Annotated in this window: 17 protein-coding genes; 11 read left to right on the top strand and 6 right to left on the bottom strand. The window is 69.1% G+C overall.

From position 1 onward, the window contains the following. Positions 1-26: 26 nt before the first annotated feature. From gmhB to ACQ4L4_RS18350, 3 genes are read left to right on the top strand one after another with little or no spacing between them, the layout of a single operon-like run. The gene (gmhB, locus tag ACQ4L4_RS18360) at positions 27-677 is read left to right on the top strand and encodes a D-glycero-beta-D-manno-heptose 1,7-bisphosphate 7-phosphatase (RefSeq protein WP_377159861.1); all 651 of its coding nucleotides are present in this window, start codon (positions 27-29) and stop codon (positions 675-677) included. Next, a complete protein-coding gene (locus ACQ4L4_RS18355; protein ID WP_431100351.1) occupies positions 677-1,495 on the top strand; it encodes a lysophospholipid acyltransferase family protein in 819 nt (272 codons plus the stop codon). Before gmhB ends, ACQ4L4_RS18355 begins: the two co-directional genes overlap by 1 nt. Positions 1,496-1,510: 15 nt before the next feature. After that, on the top strand, positions 1,511-2,434 hold the full coding sequence (locus tag ACQ4L4_RS18350; RefSeq protein ID WP_431100350.1) for a M48 family metallopeptidase: 924 nt from the start codon (positions 1,511-1,513) through the stop codon (positions 2,432-2,434). Between the two features lie 318 nt (positions 2,435-2,752). On the opposite strand, the gene ACQ4L4_RS18345 is transcribed toward ACQ4L4_RS18350, so the two are convergent. Continuing rightward, positions 2,753-3,820, bottom strand: coding sequence for an MBL fold metallo-hydrolase (locus ACQ4L4_RS18345; protein WP_431100348.1), 1,068 nt, complete (start codon positions 3,818-3,820; stop codon positions 2,753-2,755). A gap of 45 nt (positions 3,821-3,865) precedes the next feature. On the opposite strand from ACQ4L4_RS18345, the gene ACQ4L4_RS18340 reads away from it, so the two are divergent. The 4 genes from ACQ4L4_RS18340 (at position 3,866) to ACQ4L4_RS18325 (ending at position 7,339) form a co-directional block, all read left to right on the top strand. After that, the gene (locus ACQ4L4_RS18340) at positions 3,866-4,336 is read left to right on the top strand and encodes a MerR family transcriptional regulator (RefSeq protein WP_431100347.1); all 471 of its coding nucleotides are present in this window, start codon (positions 3,866-3,868) and stop codon (positions 4,334-4,336) included. 150 nt (positions 4,337-4,486) lie between these two features. Beyond that, positions 4,487-4,876, top strand: a complete 390-nt coding sequence (locus tag ACQ4L4_RS18335; protein ID WP_431100346.1) for an S-adenosylmethionine decarboxylase family protein — start codon at positions 4,487-4,489, stop codon at positions 4,874-4,876. A 41-nt stretch (positions 4,877-4,917) separates the two neighbouring features. Further along, entirely contained in the window at positions 4,918-6,207 is a 1,290-nt protein-coding gene (locus ACQ4L4_RS18330; RefSeq protein WP_431100345.1) for a YjgN family protein, read from the top strand. A gap of 16 nt (positions 6,208-6,223) precedes the next feature. Further along, positions 6,224-7,339 (top strand): M48 family metallopeptidase, encoded by a 1,116-nt coding sequence (locus ACQ4L4_RS18325; protein WP_431100344.1) that lies wholly within the window; start codon positions 6,224-6,226, stop codon positions 7,337-7,339. A gap of 152 nt (positions 7,340-7,491) precedes the next feature. Here ACQ4L4_RS18325 and ACQ4L4_RS18320 read toward each other — a convergent pair whose 3' ends face one another. Further along, positions 7,492-10,752 (bottom strand): prolyl oligopeptidase family serine peptidase, encoded by a 3,261-nt coding sequence (locus tag ACQ4L4_RS18320; RefSeq protein WP_431100343.1) that lies wholly within the window; start codon positions 10,750-10,752, stop codon positions 7,492-7,494. Between the two features lie 69 nt (positions 10,753-10,821). After that, complete coding sequence (locus ACQ4L4_RS18315; RefSeq protein WP_431100342.1) at positions 10,822-11,526, bottom strand: alpha/beta hydrolase; 705 nt, start codon at positions 11,524-11,526, stop codon at positions 10,822-10,824. Between the two features lie 184 nt (positions 11,527-11,710). Here ACQ4L4_RS18315 and ACQ4L4_RS18310 point away from each other — a divergent pair, with 184 nt between their 5' ends. Then, positions 11,711-12,076 carry a PspC domain-containing protein gene (locus ACQ4L4_RS18310; RefSeq protein ID WP_377159881.1) on the top strand — a complete coding sequence of 122 codons (366 nt, stop codon included), beginning with the start codon at positions 11,711-11,713 and terminating at the stop codon, positions 12,074-12,076. A gap of 148 nt (positions 12,077-12,224) precedes the next feature. On the opposite strand, the gene ACQ4L4_RS18305 is transcribed toward ACQ4L4_RS18310, so the two are convergent. Next, a complete protein-coding gene (locus ACQ4L4_RS18305) occupies positions 12,225-12,875 on the bottom strand; it encodes a class I SAM-dependent methyltransferase (RefSeq protein ID WP_431100341.1) in 651 nt (216 codons plus the stop codon). Positions 12,876-13,081: 206 nt separating this feature from the next. Between ACQ4L4_RS18305 and ACQ4L4_RS18300 the strand changes: the two genes are divergently transcribed. The 3 genes from ACQ4L4_RS18300 to ACQ4L4_RS18290 all read left to right on the top strand — a co-directional run bounded on the left by ACQ4L4_RS18300 (position 13,082) and on the right by ACQ4L4_RS18290 (position 17,020). Continuing rightward, positions 13,082-13,528 carry a hypothetical protein gene (locus ACQ4L4_RS18300; protein WP_431100340.1) on the top strand — a complete coding sequence of 149 codons (447 nt, stop codon included), beginning with the start codon at positions 13,082-13,084 and terminating at the stop codon, positions 13,526-13,528. Continuing rightward, a complete protein-coding gene (locus tag ACQ4L4_RS18295; protein ID WP_431100338.1) occupies positions 13,525-15,582 on the top strand; it encodes an alkaline phosphatase in 2,058 nt (685 codons plus the stop codon). Before ACQ4L4_RS18300 ends, ACQ4L4_RS18295 begins: the two co-directional genes overlap by 4 nt. A 166-nt stretch (positions 15,583-15,748) precedes the next feature. Further along, the gene (locus tag ACQ4L4_RS18290; protein WP_431100337.1) at positions 15,749-17,020 is read left to right on the top strand and encodes a hypothetical protein; all 1,272 of its coding nucleotides are present in this window, start codon (positions 15,749-15,751) and stop codon (positions 17,018-17,020) included. A 43-nt stretch (positions 17,021-17,063) separates the two neighbouring features. On the opposite strand, the gene ACQ4L4_RS18285 is transcribed toward ACQ4L4_RS18290, so the two are convergent. Further along, positions 17,064-17,408 (bottom strand): type II toxin-antitoxin system ChpB family toxin, encoded by a 345-nt coding sequence (locus ACQ4L4_RS18285; protein WP_377159885.1) that lies wholly within the window; start codon positions 17,406-17,408, stop codon positions 17,064-17,066. Then, positions 17,402-17,653 carry an AbrB/MazE/SpoVT family DNA-binding domain-containing protein gene (locus ACQ4L4_RS18280; RefSeq protein WP_431100335.1) on the bottom strand — a complete coding sequence of 84 codons (252 nt, stop codon included), beginning with the start codon at positions 17,651-17,653 and terminating at the stop codon, positions 17,402-17,404. Before ACQ4L4_RS18280 ends, ACQ4L4_RS18285 begins: the two co-directional genes overlap by 7 nt. Positions 17,654-17,736 lie beyond the last annotated feature (83 nt).

The following is a 17,736-nucleotide window of genomic DNA, read 5'->3' as shown; positions in this document are numbered from 1 at the left end:
CCAAACGCAGTTCACTGGAGACCCCGATGCCTACCCGGTCCGACCATCCGCACGGCATGAAGCTGGTGATCCTGGGCCGCGACGGCACGATCAACCGCTACCGCGACGACCACGTGAAGTCGCCCGAGGAACTCGAGCCGCTGCCCGGCGCGCTCGAGGCCGTCGCGCGGCTGAACCATGCCGGCTGGCACACCGTCATGGCCACGAACCAGCCCGGCATCGGCCGCGGGCTGATCGACATGGCCTCGCTGAACGCCGTCCACCTGCGGCTCAACCAGCTGCTGGCGGAGAAGGGCGGCCGGCTCGACGCCGCGTTCTTCTGCCCGCACGCGCCGGAAGACAACTGCAACTGCCGCAAGCCGCTGCCGGGCCTGATCGAACAGATCGGCGAACGCTTCGGCGTGGACCTGAAGAACGTCCACATGGTCGGCGCCAGCGTGCGCGACCTGCAGACCGCGCGCAACGCCGGCTGCGTGCCGCACCTGGTGCGCGGCGACCGGCTCGCCGGCGTCGAGGAAGCGCAGCTGCAGGAGCAGATCGCGCTCGTGCCCGGCTCGCGCGTGCACCAGGACCTGGCGGCCTTCGCCGAAACCCTCATCCACGCGGAACGCCGCGCCCGCGCCGAGTCGCGGGGCGAGTCCGCCGAACCCGATACCGCTCCTGGAGACCTGGGCTGATGCTCGTTGCGCTGCGTTCCTTCCTCTTCGTCCTCTACCTGATCGTCACCGTCGTCCCCTGGGGCAGCGCGGTGGTGCTCTGCTCGCTGTTCCTGAACAGCACCCAGCTGTACTGGATGTGCGCCAACTGGCTGCGCGTCGCGATCTGGGGGGCCAAGCTCATCTGCGGCGTGCACTGGCGCGTCCGCGGCATGGAGCACCTGCCCACCGACCCGAAGCAGTCGGTGATCCTGCTGTCCAAGCACCAGTCGACCTGGGAGACCTTCGCCTACCCGATGCTGATGCCGCGGCCGCTGGCCTACGTGTTCAAGCGGGAACTGATCTACATCCCGTTCTTCGGCTGGTCGATGGCGCGGCTCGACATGATCCACATCGATCGCAGCAAGCGCAGCGAGGCCTGGAACAAGGTGGCCGCGCAGGGCAAGCGGATCGCGGCGCTGGGCCACTGGATCATCATGTTCCCGGAGGGCACGCGCGTGGCGCGCGGCAAGGCCGGCGACTACAAGACCGGCGGCTCGCGCCTGGCGGTCGAGACCGGCGTGCCGGTGGTGCCGATCGCGATGAACTCCGCGACCTGCTGGCCGCGCAAGAGCTTCCTGTTGAAACCTGGCACGATCGATGTCTCCATCGGTCCGATGATCCCCAGCACCGGTCGCGCGCCGGCCGAGCTGATGAAGGAAGTGCAGGCCTGGATCGAGGCCGAGATGCGGGTGCTCGACCCCGCGGCCTATCCGGCGTCCGCGTCGGGCGAGGTGCCCCAGGCACCGCCCACGCCGCCTGCGCCACCCGCGCCGCCGCCCACGCCGGCCGCCGCCTGATTACACTCGCAGCCCATGCTGCCTTCCAAGCTGCGGGGACTGGGCGCGCTGCTGAACAACTTCACGCAGCTGTCGCTGTTCGACACCGAGCCCCAGCCCCAGCCCGTTCCTCCGACAACGTCGCCGCTGCCCCCGCCGGAGCCGCTCGCGCCGACGCCGCGCTCGCGTGGCGATGCCGGCGCGTCGACGCGTCAGGTCTTGCTCCAGGGCCAGTCCATTCCCTATGAACTGAAGCGCGCGCGGCGCCGCAGCATCGGCTTCACCGTGAGCGAGGACGGCCTGCGCGTGTCCGCGCCGAAGTGGGTGCCGCTGGGCGACATCGACAAGGCGCTGCAGCAGAAGGGCGAATGGATCCTGCGCAAGCTCGTCGAGCAGCGCGAGCGCGCGCGACGCACGCAGGCCGCTCGCGTCCATTGGGGCGACGGCTGCAGCCTGCCTTACCTGGGCGAACCGCTGATCGTGGTGCTCGATCCGTCGCAGACGGGCGCCCGGCTCGACGAAGGTCAGGCCGATCCGCAACCGACGCTGGCGACGGTGCCGCGACGCATGCTCTACCTCGGCCTGCCGCAAGACGCGACCCCCGATCAGATCCGCGACACGGTGCAGGCCTGGTTGCAGCGCCAGGCGCGGCAGCGGTTCGAGCAGCGTTGCCGGCACTTCGCGGGGCCGCTCGGCGTCACGATGACGGGCTTGCGGCTCTCGTCCGCGCAGACGCGCTGGGGCAGCGCCAGCGCGGACGGCATGATCCGGCTCAACTGGCGGCTCATCCACTTCTCGCCGGCGCTGATCGACTACGTCGTCGCGCATGAACTCGCGCACCTCAAGGAGATGAACCACAGCCCGCGTTTCTGGGCGGTGGTGAGATCCGTGTTCCCCGACTACGAGCTCGCGCGCGATCGTCTCAAGCAGGCCGTGCTGCCGCTGATGGACGAGGCCTGAGGCGGGCGGACGCAGTACGTTTCGGGCTTCCCCCTTCAGGGGGGCTTGTAGCTGATTTGAGTGGGGGTACACACTGCGAGTTGCTGTCATCACTCGCATCTGAGTCAGAACTTCCTCCCGCGTTCCGCTCCCGGCGGCGCTTTGGGTTCCCCAGCCGACAGGCTGCGTCAGGACAACCCGCGCTCAGAGCCGACAAGCTGATGCATAACAAGGCGCAGCGCCGCCGTCCCGTGATCGGGGCGGCGGCGACTGTCTTTCTGGGGGGCGTTGTCTTGCGCCGTCGCGCACGGACGCCAGCGTGGCGTCGCGGTCGCGGCCTCAGGCCGAGAAGCGATGGATCCCGTCCTCGTCCAGCGTGCGCCGCAGCAGCCCGCCCAGCCACAGGCGATTCAGGTGGGCCACTGCCTCGCCCATCGCGAAGGTCGTCTGGTGCAGGTCCAGTGGCCGGCGGAACATCATCGGCAGCAGCTCCGCCGCATGACAGGGCTTCGCCGTGCAGGCCTCGAGCACTTCCGCCAGACGCTCCCGATGGTGCTCCTCCAACTGATCGATGCGCGCATGCAGGCCGCGGAACGGCTTGCCGTGGGCGGGCAGCACCAGCGTGTCGGCGGGCAGGGCGGTCAGCCGCGCGAGCGAGTCCAGGTAGAGCTGCAGCGGATCCGCTTCCGGCTCCACATCGACGACCGACACGTTGGTCGAGATCCTCGGCAACACCATGTCGCCGGCGATCATCACGCCGAGCCCGTTCCCCTGCGTCTGGCTGAACAGGCTGATGTGCTCCGGCGCATGACCGTAGCCGACGAGGCAGCGCCAGTCGTGGTCGCCGATGCGCACCGTCATGCCGTCCATGAGCCGGCGGAAGGCGGCGGGGATCGCCGGCACCATGCTCGGGTAATAGCTGGCGCGGCCGCGGATCTTCTCCAGTGCCGCGGAGTCGGTCAGCCCATGGCTGCCGAAGAACGCCGCCGCCGCTTCGCCGCCCATGCCGACCGTCGACGACGAGGCGACCCTCGCCAACTGATAGTCGGTGGCGCTGATCCACAGCCGGCACTGCCAGCGCTCGGTCAGCCAATGGCCGAGTCCGAGATGGTCGGGATGGAAGTGCGTGACGATCACGCGCAGCACGGGCAGGCCGTCCAGGCGCTCGGCGAAGACGCGCTCCCAGTTCGCCTTCGTGGTGTCGTTGTGGATGCCGCAATCGACGATGGTCCAGCCCTCGCGACCGTCCAGCACATCGCGCAGCAGCCAGAGGTTGATGTGGTCCAGCGCGAAGGGCAGCCCCATCCGCACCCAGCGCACGCCGGGCAGCAGGTCCAGTGCTTCGCCGGGACCTGGCAGCGTGTCGCCCAGGGGGTAGGAGAGTTCCGATTCGCGAGGATTGGCCATGGCTTTAGACTTACGTTTACGTCAACGTCATTTGCCAGTGTAGCCATGAGCCCCTCACCCCGCCCGACCCCGGCCGATGACCTGCCCGAGGACGCGCTGCCGGAGGCCGGCGACGACGCGGGGCCGCTGTTCACGATCACCGAACTGGCGGCCGAGTTCGACATCACTCCCCGGGCGATCCGTTTCTACGAGGACATGGGACTGCTGACGCCCGCGCGTGCTGGTCGCAACCGTGTCTACACGCAGCGCGATCGCACGCGGCTGAAGCTGACGCTGCGCGGCAAGCGGCTGGGCCTGTCGCTGCAGGAGATCAAGCAGCTGGTCGACATGTACGACAACCAGTCGGACACCGTGCCGCAGGCGCGCGCCTTCCTCGGCGTCCTGGAGCAGCACCGCCGCCAACTCCAACAGCAGCTGAACGACATCGAGATCACGCTCGAGGAAATCGCCCAGCACGAAGAGCGCTGCCACGCGCTCCTCGCCGACGCCGGCGCCGAACAACAACGAACCGCCTGACTCGGTCCCAAACCGCGGCAGTACGCCAGTGGTGGGGGACGGCTGTGCTTGGGGTTTTGGCGCTTGCCGCCGGGGCCCTGCGCTCTGGCGGCCAACGCCCCGGTCTCCGCAGGACAGCCCAGCGCAGGACAGCCCCTAAACTCCCAGCCAATGAACGGCTTGCACCTCACCGCCGACCTGGCCGGCTGCGCGAACGGAGATCTGCTCACGGACGGGTCAGGTCTTGCGCGGGCGATCCGCGCGGCTGCGGAGGGCGCCGGCCTGAGCGTCGTCGGTGAACACTGGCACCGCTTCCCCGACGCGCCGGACGGCCAGCCTGGCGGCATCACCGGCATGCTGCTGCTCGCGGAGTCGCACGTCGCGCTCCACACCTGGCCCGAGATCGCGTCGGTCACGCTGGACGTCTACGTCTGCAACTACGGCGGCGACAACTCCGCCAAGGCGCGCGCGCTGATGGCGACGATGGTGGCGCTGTTCGCGCCGGCCGACGCCCGGGAGCACACGCTCGTCCGAGGACGGCTCGGCGCCGAGGCCCTTTAGTAGACTCTCGCCCGGGCCGCCAGAGCCCGGGAGCAGAGGGATTGATCGAGAGCAACACCGAGCTGACGTTGGTGCCCAAGGCGCCGACGCCTGCGAAGCCTGTGCCTGCGCCTGTGCGCGGGGCGGCGCCGGTGCGTCCGGCGGCTGCCGCGGCGTCTGCTGGATCGATGGCCGGCTCGATCGCCGGATCGACCGCGGGATCCCCCGCGGCCTCCGCCGCCCGCAACGCGCCCGTGGCCAAACGCCATGCGCAGCGGCTCGAGTTCACCGGCACCGGCGGCGACTACTTCCGCGTCTGGATCGTCAACGCGCTGCTGACGCTGGCGACGCTGGGCGTGTATTCCGCCTGGGCGAAGCGCCGCAAGGCGCGCTGGTTCGCGCGGCACACGCTGCTGGCGGGTGAACCCTTCGACTTCCACGGCGACCCGCTCCGCATCCTCGCCGGACGCGTGATCGCGTTGATCCTGCTGATCGCCTACGGCCACGCATTCGAATGGTCCGCGGTGGCGGGCTTCGCCATGCTGGCGGTGCTCTACGCGGTCGGACCGATGCTGTTCGCGGGCGCCCAGCGCTTCAAGCTCGGCAACACCAGCTGGCGCGGCCTGCGCTTCGGGTTCCAGACGAGCGCGGTCACCGTCTACGCGTCCTGCCTGCCGCTGCTGGTGGCGTGGACGCTGGTCTCGCTCGTCGCGAGCTGGGGCTGGCGTCCGCTGGTCGACGGTCTGTCGGCGCTGACGCTCATGCTGCTGCTGCCGCTCGCGCATGGCCGGCTCAAGCACTTCCAGCATCGGCATGCCCGCTATGGCACGCTGGCTTTCGACTTCCAGTTGTCCGTGGACGCGTTCTACAGGTTGTACGTGCGCCTGGGCCTAGCGCTGATCGTTGGCTGCGTGGTGGCCGCGGTGCTCGGTGTCGGCGTGTCCACCGCGCTGAAGCTCGTACCGGGCATGGCAGAGGGGCCGTTCAGCACAGTGTTGCCGATGATGGCGTTCGCCGTGGTCTGGACCTTCGCCTGGCCGGTCTACGCCGCGCGGCTTCAGCAACTGACGTGGACCCACACCCAGCTGTCGGGCGGCATCGGATTCGCCTATGCGATCTCCGAGTGGGCGCTGTTCAAGACGCTGCTGACCCACGGCCTGCTGACGCTGCTGACGCTGGGCCTGTACTGGCCCTTCCTGGCCGTTCGGATCGCCAGGCTGCGCATCGAGGGCCTGGTCGTGCTGTCCGACACCCCGATCGGTGAACTCGTCGTGACGGCGCCGCAGCGTCGCGGTCGCGGCGCGATCGGCGACGGCGCCGCCGAGGCCTTCGGCCTGGACATCGGCTGGTGAGCGCGCAGGACCCGCCATGAAACCGCAGACCCTCACCGCCACCGCCCGCTGGTTCGACGGCGCCGGGAACCGGCCGCACGAGGTGCGCGTGCGCCTGAGCCGCAATCACTTCGAATTCATGCCGTGGCCGCCGCGCCCGCAAAGCTCGTCGTCGATGCCGCCGTCGGAGGCCGAGCTGGCCGCGTCGCGGCCGTCGATGCCCGGCCTGCGCCGCTACGCCCGCAAGGCGCTGCAGGTCGGCGAATGGTGGCGCGGCCGCCCGACGCCGGTCGGCCTGCCGGACGGCGGCACGGTCTGGCTTCCCGCGGACAGCGCGATGGGACGGGTGCTCGGCGGCCAGTCGCTGATGTCGTTGATCATCGGCAGCTGGAGCCTGGCCGCGTGCGCGCTGGTGGCGCTGATCGCGCTGGTCGTGTGGTTCGACCGCCAGGGCATGGGGCTGCTGGCGCGCGCCGCGCTGCCGCTGATTCCGACGCAACTCGACGACGCCGTCGGCAAGCGGATCGAACAGCAACTCGAGTCCACGTGGCTGAGGCCCTCCCACGTGTCGGCGCAGCGCCAGCAGGCGATCCGCGCGCGCTTCGCCGAGGTCGCTGGACGGGTGTTCCCGGGCATGGCCCTGGACGTCCGCTTCGCGCGCCAGGGCGACCTCCCCGGCTTCAACGCGATGGCGCTGCCCAACGGCACCATCCTCGCCTTCGACGGTCTGGTGGAGCTGCTAAGCGACGACGAGCTGATCGCCGTGCTCGGTCATGAGGCTGGACATGTGAAGCACCGCCACGCGATGCGCCATCTGATGAAGGGGGCAGGGCTGCTGTCGGTGGCGGGCGTCGTGCTGGGCGACTTCTCGCCGGTCGCGGCAGGGGCGCTGGCTTCGGCGCAGACGCTGCGCTACACGCGCGACGCGGAGCGCGAATCCGACGCCGAGGCGCAGCGCCTGATCCTGCGCGAACATCTGCCCAACGAGACGCTGGTCGGGGCCTGGCTGAAGGTGCTGGAGCAGATGCGACGGGACGGCCGCGTTGACAGCGGCAGCGGCAGTGGCACCCCGTGGATCGCGATGCACCCGCCGATCGGCGAACGCATCGAGAGCGCCCGGCACGCGGCGCAGAACGCGGAACCGCCGCGTTGAGACGTTGAGGCCTTGCGAGAGGCCGCCCGACTGCCGGCTTCAGGGCGCGGGCCCTCCCAGGGCATGGGGCGTCCCTCCGGGAACCCCAAGCCCTGTGCGTGCCCCAGTAAGAGTCGTTCGTGCGACGGCTTGGGGCTCGTGGTGGACGGCGGCTACTTGGCGCTCGTGCTCGTCGACGATTCCTGGCCTTTGGCCACGGCGGTCTCCGGCGGGGAGGTGGCCGGCTTGAACTGGCCCATCACGTCGCGCTTGCCGCGTTCGAGGTAGGGCACCGGCTGGTCCATCCACGTGGGCCGTGGACTGCCGAGCAGGTAGTGATCGAAGAACTCCGCCATGTGCACGGTGAAGTGCTTCATGTTGTCGCGGTCGCGCAGGCCGTGCTTCTCGCCGTTGTAGTTGAACCAGTACGCCTCCTTGCCCAGGCGGCGCAGCGCGGTGAAGAACTCGATGCCCTGGTACCAGGGCACCGCGTCATCCTCGTCGTTGTGGATCGTCAGGTAGGGCGTGGTGACCTTGTCCACACGGAAGATCGGCGAGTTCTCCAGGTACAGGTCCGGGCGCTCCCAGGGCGTGGCGCCGATGCGGCTCTGACCGTGCTCGTACTGGAACGCGCGGCTGATGCCCGCGCCCCAGCGGATGCCGCCGTAGCCGCTGATCATGTTGGCCATCGACGCGCCGGCCTCCGCCGCGCGGAACTGGTTCGTGTGCGTGATCAGGTAGTTGATCTGGTACGCGCCCCAGCTGTGCCCCTGGATGCCGACGCGCTTGGGATCGACGTAGCCCTTGGCGATCTGCTGTCGGATCGCCGGCAGCACCGTGTTCATCGCACTCTTGCCGGGCTGCCCCGTCGTGTAGACGATGTCCGGCCGCAGCACCAGGTAGCCGTTGCTGACGTAGCGCGTGACGTTGATGTTCTGGGCCGGTGCCGGCGGGATGTAGCGGTACCGGTTGTCGGTCATCTTCTCGTAGATGTAGACCATCATCGGGTACTGCTTCTTCGGGTCGAAGTCGGCCGGCTTGGCCAGCAGCGCGCGCAGCTTCTTGCCGTCGGCGGCGGTGTACTCGACCAGCTCCTGCGTGCCCCAGGCATACCGCGACTGCTGCGGGTTGGCGTCGCTGATCTTCTGCGGCTGCTGGAACGCCAGCGTCGAGGTCCACAGGTCCGGGAACTGCGTGAAGCTCTGCTGCGTGAAGACGATGCGGTCCGCGTCCTTGGCCTTGATCAGGCCGCCGATCATGCGGTCGTCCTGGATCAGCGCCTTCGGCACACCACCGGTCGCGTCGACGCGGTAGTAGCCGCTGGCGCGCGTGATGTCCTGCGTTCCCGCCAGCGTCAGCGCATCCGCGGGCAGGGGCTTCTTGTCGGCGTCCTCGGGATCGAGCGGCACGACGCGCAGCTGCAGCTGCTGCTTGCGGCCCCAGCCCTGCGTGAGGTTGCGGGACTGGCCGGTGGCCGGCTGCACGGCCCAGAGGTCGAACTTGTCGTAGACGACGACGCTGTCGTCGTCCGCGGTCCAGCCGGCGCTGCCGTACGGTGAGGGCAGGTCGGGCACGTCGCGGTCGTCGTTGTCGAAGCGCGACTTGATCTTGCCGGTGAGGTCGATGGCGGCGGCGGTGTCGGTGCGCCAGGCCATCCAGCGCGCGGCCGGCGCGTCGAAGCCCAGCACGTAGCGGCCGGCCGGCGACAGCGTCGGCGCATGGCGCAGCTTGCGCGCCAGCGGCTTGGCCGCGCCGGTGTTCAGGTCGACGGCATAGGCGTCCATGTAGGCACCTTCCCACGACATCAGCTGGCGATACGGCAGCTCGCTCAGGCCGAGCGCGACGGTGGCGTTCTCGTTGACCTGGATCGTGGGCAGGTCCTTCGTCGCGAGCTGCACGAAGCGCGCCGCGTCGACGTCGTTGCCCAGGTGCACGACCGCGCGGTAGCTGCGCGTGCGCTCCCGCTCGGCCTTGGCCTTCTGCGCCGACTGCAGCTCCGGATCCTTCCAGTGCCAGAGGTCGACCTTCATCGGCTCGGGCGCATCCCTGGGCTCGAGCGCGGGGAGCGCGGCGGTGCCGAGGAACAGGCGCTGGCCGTCCTTGCTGAAGGCGAGCGCGGCGTGCTCGCTCGGTGTCCAGCCGGCAGGCATGCCGGCGGTCTGCGCGCTGACCAGCACCGCGGCGCGCTCCTGGCCGGCCTTCCACAGGAAGAGCTTGAACGGCGTGGGATCGGGCTTGTCGGCCTTCTCGTCCTTCTCCTCCTCCTTGTCGTCGGCCCGCTTCGCCTTCTCCGCGGCCTTGGTCTCGGCGACGTGATCGCGGCTGCTGACGAACGCCAGGCGGCGGCCGGCCTCGTCGAAGCGCAGCTGCTTGTAGCTGCCGGCGCCCGACATCACCGCGCGCGCCTGCGTCGGCGCGGCCGGGTCGATCAGGTAGACGCCCTCCCGAGCGGTGTCATCGGGGGCAGGTCTTGCCTCGGCGACGACCGCAGGCGGAGCGTCCGATACGGTGGATGCGCCGGGGACGCCCGGGGCGCCCGATGCGGACGCTGCGGGCACAGCAGGCGCGCTCGGCTTGGACGCGTCCTTCTTCGCCGGTTCCTTGACGGACACGACGTAGGCCAGCAGCGTTCCGCCGTTGTTCCAGGCGAAGTCCGACGCGTCCTTGAAGGTGTTGCGCTGCTTCGTCTCCGCGTCGATCAGCAGCAGGTCGTTGCCGGGGACCTTCTTGGCGGATGGCGCGCCGCCTTCTGCGGGCGCTTCCTGATCACGCGGACTGGCGTCGAGATCGGCATCGACGCCGGCATCGATCCCGGCATCCATCCCGGCGTCGACCTTGGCCGCCGCCGCCTTGGCGTCCTTCGTGCCTTCCTTCTTCGCCGGGGCCTCCAGCAACAACGCCAGATGCTGGCCGCCGTCCTTGCCCCAGGCGAAGCGCTTCACGCGGTCGACGGTCTCGACCTTGCCGGTGCTCAGGTCCATCCAGGCCGCGCCGGCCTTGGGCGCGTCGTCGCCCTTCTTCTTCTTGTCCTTCTTGGCCTTGTCGAGCTCGGCCCGCGTCGGCTGCACGGCGAAGGCGACGAAGCGCCCGTCGGCGCTGAACTGCGGCGAGGTCCCGCGCGGCGCGCGGTACTCGCGGCCGTCGGCGACGTGGCGCACGACGAGCTCGCCATCGGCCTCCTGCGCGACCAGCGCGTAGGCGATCCACTGCCCGTCGCGGCTCAGCTGCGTGTGCTGGATGCTGCGCCAGGTGGCGTAGACGTCGTGCGTGATCGGCAGCTTGGCGGCGATGGGCTGCGCCACCGAAGCCGCCGCCGCGGCGACCGGCGTGGCGGGCTGCGGCGGCGTGGCCGCGGACAACGGCGCGAGCGGCGCCAACGGCAACAGGGCGAACGACAGCGCGGGAAGCGAGGACAGGAGGGACCGGTTGGACATAGGACGGAAGCAGAAGTCGAGGAATTGGGCGGGCAGGCTTCGGGAGCCGAGGGACAGGAGCCGCGCGGATCAGCCGCCGGCTGAGTCCGCGGCGCCCGCGGCGGTCAGCGTCTTCACGAGCCAGGCCTGCAGGTCCTGGATCTCGTCCATGCTGACTTCATGGGCCATCGGGTACTCGTGCCACTCGATGTCGTGGCCGAGCCGGCGCAGCTCGTCCAGCGACGCGTGCGCGCGGGCGGGCACGACGACGCCGTCGCCGCTGCCGTGCGCCAGGAAGATCGGCGTGTCCGCGTTGGCGGCGTGGCGCTCGGTCTCGGTCGTCCCCAGCATGGGCAGGTAGCCGGACAGGCCGACGAGTCCCGCCAGCCGCTTCGGATACCGCAGCCCGGTCATCAGCGTCATCGCGCAGCCCTGCGAGAAGCCCATCAGCACGACGCGCTCCGGCGGGATGCCGAACTCGCTCTCCTCGCGGGCGATCAGGTCCTCGATCAGGCGCTGCGACACGCGCAGGCCGTCGGCGTCCTCGCGCTGGCTGAGGTCGCCGTGGCGGATGTCGTACCAGGCGCGCATGCGCATGCCGCCGTTGATGGTGACGGGGATCTCGGGCGCGCTCGGCAGCACGACGCGCAGGCCGCCCAGCGCCAGCACCGGCGACAGGTCCAGGGCCTGGACCACGGGCACGAAGTCGTTGCCGTCGGCGCCCAGGCCGTGCAGCACCAGCAGGCTGAAACGGGGCGCCTCGCGGGTCTGCAGTTCGATGGTTTCGAGGTTCATGGACGGGAATGCTAGTCCGCCGCGCGGCGCCGGTCCTGGGTGGAAACGCCCTGTCGCGCCTCATCCGCTCCGCATCGCGCCCAGATGCAGCCGGTCGCACGCGCCTCGCGGTGGGCCGGGCCGGTGCGTAGTCTCCACCCCATCGCATCTTCCGATGCACGACTCTCCGGGAAAGGAGCCCACCATGTCCGACAGCGAAGAACTCAGCCGCCTGGCCGATCTGCATCAACGCGGCATCCTCAGCGACGAGGAGTTCGCCAAGGCCAAGGAGCGCGTGCTGAACGCCAGCGCCCGGTCGTCGAGTTCGACGTCCTATGCCTACGCCACGCCGCATGGCGGCAGCAGCGGCGCGCCGGTGGTGAACGCGATCAACACCTTCCGTCGCAGCCGCGACGACCGCTGGATCGGCGGCGTGTGCGGCGGGCTCGCCCGGCTGAGCGGGCTGGCGGCGTGGTTCTGGCGCATCGTGTTCGTGGCGCTCACGACCTGCGCCGGGGGTGGGGTGCTGCTCTACTTGCTGTTGTGGATCTTTGTGCCGCTGGAGGATTGAGGGAGGCCGCCTGCCTGCGGAGGGTGGGGCGTTGGCCGCCGAGGCATGAGGCCCCGGAGTCAAGCTCCGAAACCTCACGCCTCACCGTCCCCAACCACCACCGTCCTTCGACGGTTTCGCTACCGAGGACCCCGTGAGGCTGTGAGGGCTAGACCGAGCCGGTCAACACATACGCGGAGGCGAGCCAGCGGCGCTCGACCTCCGCGTTCTTCATCCGGGACTCCAGCAGCCGCCATGGGCACTCCAGGCCGTCCATGCGCACGATCGAGTGCATCGCCGCACCAAGCACGAACAGGTTGCTCACCGGCATCCATGGCGGCGCCCAGGCGAGTCCCGCCGCCACGACGCGAGCACCGGGCTTGAGCGCCGAGAAGGCGCGCTCCAGGCCTTCCTCGCTCTGCAGCACATCGTGCGTGAAGAAGAAGAGCGCAGCGTCCGCGCGGCGCTTGCCGAGCGCTGACGCGTAGTCCGCGTCCTCCGCGGCGGCGGGAAGGAAATCGATCGATGCGTCGAGGTGATCGACCCGCGCGCGCTGCCGCGCCTGACGCATCATCGTCTCGCAGGGCTCGACGGCCACCACGCGGCCGGTGCGTCCGACGGCTCGGCTGAGGCCGGGCAGACTCAGCCCCGTGCCCGCGCCGACGTCGAGCACGGTCTGCCCCGGTTGCAGGCCGAGCAGTGCGATCGCCTCGCGCCGCAGCGGCGCCACCGGCATCAGCTCGTAGTCGTAGACCGCCGCACGGCGCGCGTACAGCGCGTTCAGGGCTTGAAGCCCGGACCGAGGGTCTGGCGTGTTCATGGAGTCCCTTGTGCTGGCGGACCAGCTTCGCGGCGTGCGACCCGCGGTGTCAAGCAAGAAAAACGGAGCGTCACGGAACCGTCATGCGGGGCCGAAAGAATCGCGTCCCTATGTGCGTCCAACTCACCACAGGTACGCGGCTTGCCCGCCGTGCCGCCCGCTCGATCGCCGCGCTGTGCGCCGCGGTCGCCCTTCTGCCCCTCTCCATGTCCGGGGCACACGCCGAGCCCGCCCCCGCCGATGCGGTGGCCGATCTGAAGTTCGCTCAGTTCTTCAAGTCGCCGATCGGCCCGGCGGGCCTGGAGCTCTCCGACCAGCTGCGCGCCGCCGATGGCCGCCCGGTGCGACTGGTCGGCTACATGGTCGCGCAGGAACAGGCCAGGCCGGGCCGCTTCTGGCTCACGCCGCGCCCGGTGCGCATGAGCGAACACGCCGACGGCGAGGCGGATGACCTGCCGGCGGCCACGGTCACCGTGCTGCTCGATCCGGCCCAGCGGGACCGCCTCGTCGCCCATCGCAACGGACTGGTGACGCTCACCGGCACGCTGTCGATCGGCCGCGTCGAGGACGAGACCGGCCGCGTCTCCTGGATCCGCCTGCAGCTGCCGACCGACGCCCTTTCCGATTTCCCCGACTCGAGCTCCCAACGATGAAACATCTGCCTTCCCTGCTCGCCGGCGCTTGCGCGTTGCTGGCGCTGAGCGCCGCGAACAACGTCGTGGCGGCTCCGACCGTCACCCGCCTGACGCCGCCAAGCGAGCGCTTCTCCAGCGGCCAGCCGGAGCCCGTCATCGCGCGCTTCCTGCCCGGTCAGCGCTTCGACCTGCAGGCCACGATCAAGCCGGACGCCGGCCAGCGCATCACCGCCGCGCGCTTCGTGATCGATGGCAAGCCGGTGGACGCGACGGTCGCGTTGCGCGACTGCGCCACCGGCTGCGTGAAGGGCGTGAGCGCCGAGACCGCGATCGCGACGATCCGCGCGGTGAGCCTGGAGAAGGCCGGCCGCCACGAGTTCAGCGTCGAGGCCACCCAGTCCGACGGTCAGAAGGTCGCCGCCATCGGCAATTTCGACGTGGTGCCCTTCACCGCGGCGATGGGCCCGAAGGTCAAGAACATCATCATCCTGCTGGGCGACGGCATGGGCGCCGCGCAACGCACCGCGGCCCGCATCGTCAAGGGCGGCTACGCGCAGGGCAAGGTGATCAATCCGCTGGCGATGGACACCTTCCCGGCGACCGGCATGGTCAAGACGGCGTCGTTGAACTCGGTGGTGACGGACTCGTCGCCGGGCATGACGTCCTACGTCTCGGGCAACAAGAACAACAACAATGAAGAAGGCGTGTTCCCCGACGACACCGTCGAGGCCTTCGACAACCCGCGCATCGAATACCTGTCGGAGTACCTGCATCGCACGCAGGGCAAGGCGCTCGGCATCGTGACGACCGCCGATGTGTTCGACGCGACGCCGGCCGGCAACGCGGTGCACACGAGCAACCGCGGCGCGGGCACCGGCATCGTCGACCAGTTCTTCGACGACCGCTCGCGCACCGGCCTGACGGTGCTGCTGGGCGGCGGCCGCAAGTGGTTCCTGCCCGCGGGCACGGCGGGCTCGGAGCGCGCCGAGGGCAACGACTACGCGTTCTCGTCGACCGACCCGCACACGTCGGAGATCGTCAAGCGCTGGGGCGCCGCTCCGGGCGCGAAGGACAAGGGTCGCGACCTGATCCAGGAGTTCCAGTCCGCCGGCTACCGCTACGCGCCGACGAAGACCGAACTCGAAGCCGCCACGGCGGGCGCGGGCGCGGACAAGCTGCTGGGCCTGTTCGCGTTCTCCAACATGAACGTGGCGCTGGACAAGATCGACGGCCGCCGCGGCGCCAAGAAGGGCCTGGCCGGCGGCAGCGTCGTCGACGACTACGGCTTCCCCGACCAGCCGATGCTCGACGAGATGGCCAAGGCCGCGATCGCGACGCTGAAGAAGCAGTCCAAGGGCTTCGTGCTGATGATCGAGGGCGCCTCGATCGACAAGCAGGCGCACAACATGGACAGCGAGCGCTGGATGCTCGACACGATCGAGTTCGACCGTGCCGTGCAGGTCGCGCAGGACTTCGCCCGCGAGAACGGCGACACGCTGGTCATCGTGACGGCGGATCACGAGTGCTCGGGCGCCGCGCTGATCGGCGGCTCGATGCTGACCGACCAGGCGCTGCTGGACGCGGCGAAGAAAAAGGGCGCGGCCAACCTGCGCGACAAGGTCGTCGGCGTGTACGAGAAGGCGGGCTTCCCGCGTTACCGCATCGCCGCCGACGGTTATCCGGAAGCGACGGACATCGACTACCGCCTGCTGGTGGGATACGGCGCGAACGCGGACCGCTACGAAGACTGGCGCACCAACGCGACGCCGCTGCGTGATTCGCAGCAGCCGCTGGCCAAGTCCGAGCCGCTGAAGTGGTACCCGGCCAACGCCGCCGAACGCGACGACGCGACCGGCGAGTTCCTGGTCACGGGCCAGGTGCCCGGCGAGCAGGCGGTACACACCGCGACGGACATCCCGCTGTCGGCCTTCGGCCCGGGCGCGTTGGCGTTCACCGGCGTCATCGACAACACGGACGTGTTCTTCAAGCTCGCGCAGGCGGCGGTGAAGGGCGCGACGGCGCCGGCGGATGCAACCGGCGCGAAGCGGCCGGCGAAGCTCACCAAGCAGTGATCGTCATCGCCCGGCAGCGACTTCAATGGCGGGGCCCGTAAGCCCCTGTCCTGCGCAACTCGCAACTGCGTCACTCGCAGACAACCGCGACGAGATCTGCGAGGCGGCGAACCAGAGGGGACAAGTTCCGACAAATGAACTTGTCCTTTTTCTTGCCGCTTTCGCCATGAGAACTTCGCACAACACCAATCCCAACCCGCCAGCCGCGATCACGCCGATCATCGAGGCGCACGGCGTTGAAGCCGGGGCCGCAGCGCCAGCCGGTGAGGCGTCGACATCGCCACGCATCAGTTTCCGCGGCGACATGCCCCTGGACGACTTCATTCGCGAGCAGGGTCCGCAAGCCGTCGCCCAGGTCGTCTCCGCCTGTGAACGACTGTCCGCCGTCGCCGACGCTGCCAATGTGCCGGGACTCCGGCAAGCGCTTCAACGTGAAGTGGTCGATCCGTTGTCCGATCTCCGGGCCCAGCATGTCGGTGTCCGGCTGGGTTATCAGAAGCTGGCCCTGGAAACATTGCTCCGTCGCCTCGAAGGCCCGGGGGTGGACGGCGAGCGACGCGCCGAGGTCTTGAAGAAGCTGGAACAGCGCCTTCGCCTGCCAGAGTTCGATGTGGCTTCCACGATCCTGAAGGCGTCTCGCTTCAGCTTGAGCCATCCGCTGTCCGCTTGGCTCAAAGAGCGGGCCACGTGCAAACGGCAGGGGGCCATCCTCAACTTCGCGATTCGCGCGCCAATTGCCGTGGGGCGCTCACAGCACGACGTCGTCGGGTACGCGAACGCTTTGAGCCAACGTCTGGAAGTTCCCGAGATGGTCCACCATCCTCGACTTCCCCGCGGCATGGCCGTCAGCGACGACATGGCCAACCGTTGCTTCCTGGCGATGGAGACGGCGGCCGACAAGATTCCCAAGATCGCTCAGGAGATGGCTGCCTTTCACCTGCCACTTCTTCCCGCGCCCGTCTCGGGGAACCTGCGAAGTCTCGACGTCTCGGACATTGATCAATTGGAACGCCTCGCAGAAGCGCTGTACGCGGATCCACTGGGCGACGTGGTTGCGAAAGGCATCGAGTTGGTCGGCCCGCAAGATGGGCGGCATTTCAGCGCCGATCCATCGACGCTGGCCTACCACTACTGGCAAATCCTGCAAGGGCTGGGCGAAGGCGGCGAGGAAGTTCCCGAGACGCTCTGGCAGGGACCGGACGAAGCGGGGAAGCCGATGCGTATCGTTCAGGTGGACGACGCCTTTGTAGTCAGCATCGTCGACGCAGGTCTGGATCAAAGGGTGCGGGGCATCAGCGAAAGGGATGCGGACCAGCTTGAACAGAGCGTCGGCTTTGCTTCGCTGCCGCCGAAGACGCGCGAACTGATCACCGACGCGCTGAGGCGGTCGATCGCGCCGACACCGTCACGGGAGGCCCGAGAGCTACGGTGGCAATGAGCGCGACAGACCCTCGTCGGCTGCTGCACCGTCGCTGTCGAAGTCACTGCAACAGGCCTGACAGCCGCGCCAGCGCATCGTCGATGACCTCCATGGGCACCTGCTCGATGCGTCGCGCCTTGCGCGCGTGGAGGTCCAGCATCCGGATCTTGTTGACCAGCGCCGCGCCCTGCGTCTTGCATCCTGTGCCGGTCAAGGTCACGGCGAAGCCAGCATGACGAGCGAAGTCGCCTCCCTGCGTGATGGGCGCCACCAGGACGTCTCCGAGCGCGTTGAACTCCTTGGTCGTCAGGACCAGGGCGGGGCGTGTCCCGCGCTGTTCGAATCCCAGCGCGGGATCGAGAGGCACCGCGACGATATCGCCGCGGTCAAAGACTTTCCTCACCACGCTTCACCGCCTTCAGGCTTCATGCGATCCCAGTCCGCCATGTCCGCCGGTGGCGCTGCGGAGAGATCGCACTGGGCAATCATCTCGGCCAGCGTGTACTTGCGTTTCGGGGTCAGGACGATGCGACGGTCGGACGTGGTCTCCAGCGTCAGGGCATGACCCGCGGCCAGACCCAGGTTGCGGAGCACGGTCGGCGGGAGGATCAACGCGGTACTGTTTCCCATTTTTTTCAACACCACTTCCATGAGCGCCTCCCTTCCATTGCAGCCTGGGTCGGATTCTAGAAGGGCGATGCAGTTGACGTAAAACAAAGTTGTACGTCCGTTGC

It is taken from the genome of Roseateles noduli (genome assembly GCF_050626985.1).
GTDB classification, from domain to species: Bacteria; Pseudomonadota; Gammaproteobacteria; order Burkholderiales; family Burkholderiaceae_C; genus Roseateles; species Roseateles noduli_A.
This window is presented reverse-complemented; position numbering and strand designations above follow the sequence as displayed.

Bases quoted from the DNA above. Each gene is read 5' to 3' on its own strand.
- ACQ4L4_RS18300 (WP_431100340.1), top strand. From the start codon at position 13,082: ATGTCCGGGGCACACGCCGAGCCCGCCCCCGCCGATGCGGTGGCCGAT.
- gmhB (WP_377159861.1), top strand. From the start codon at position 27: ATGCCTACCCGGTCCGACCATCCGCACGGCATGAAGCTGGTGATCCTG.
- ACQ4L4_RS18355 (WP_431100351.1), top strand. From the start codon at position 677: ATGCTCGTTGCGCTGCGTTCCTTCCTCTTCGTCCTCTACCTGATCGTC.
- ACQ4L4_RS18305 (WP_431100341.1), bottom strand. From the start codon at position 12,875: ATGAACACGCCAGACCCTCGGTCCGGGCTTCAAGCCCTGAACGCGCTG.
- ACQ4L4_RS18320 (WP_431100343.1), bottom strand. From the start codon at position 10,752: ATGTCCAACCGGTCCCTCCTGTCCTCGCTTCCCGCGCTGTCGTTCGCC.
- ACQ4L4_RS18340 (WP_431100347.1), top strand. From the start codon at position 3,866: ATGAGCCCCTCACCCCGCCCGACCCCGGCCGATGACCTGCCCGAGGAC.
- ACQ4L4_RS18280 (WP_431100335.1), bottom strand. From the start codon at position 17,653: ATGGAAGTGGTGTTGAAAAAAATGGGAAACAGTACCGCGTTGATCCTC.
- ACQ4L4_RS18335 (WP_431100346.1), top strand. From the start codon at position 4,487: ATGAACGGCTTGCACCTCACCGCCGACCTGGCCGGCTGCGCGAACGGA.
- ACQ4L4_RS18295 (WP_431100338.1), top strand. From the start codon at position 13,525: ATGAAACATCTGCCTTCCCTGCTCGCCGGCGCTTGCGCGTTGCTGGCG.
- ACQ4L4_RS18345 (WP_431100348.1), bottom strand. From the start codon at position 3,820: ATGGCCAATCCTCGCGAATCGGAACTCTCCTACCCCCTGGGCGACACG.
- ACQ4L4_RS18350 (WP_431100350.1), top strand. From the start codon at position 1,511: ATGCTGCCTTCCAAGCTGCGGGGACTGGGCGCGCTGCTGAACAACTTC.
- ACQ4L4_RS18325 (WP_431100344.1), top strand. From the start codon at position 6,224: ATGAAACCGCAGACCCTCACCGCCACCGCCCGCTGGTTCGACGGCGCC.
- ACQ4L4_RS18290 (WP_431100337.1), top strand. From the start codon at position 15,749: ATGAGAACTTCGCACAACACCAATCCCAACCCGCCAGCCGCGATCACG.
- ACQ4L4_RS18310 (WP_377159881.1), top strand. From the start codon at position 11,711: ATGTCCGACAGCGAAGAACTCAGCCGCCTGGCCGATCTGCATCAACGC.
- ACQ4L4_RS18315 (WP_431100342.1), bottom strand. From the start codon at position 11,526: ATGAACCTCGAAACCATCGAACTGCAGACCCGCGAGGCGCCCCGTTTC.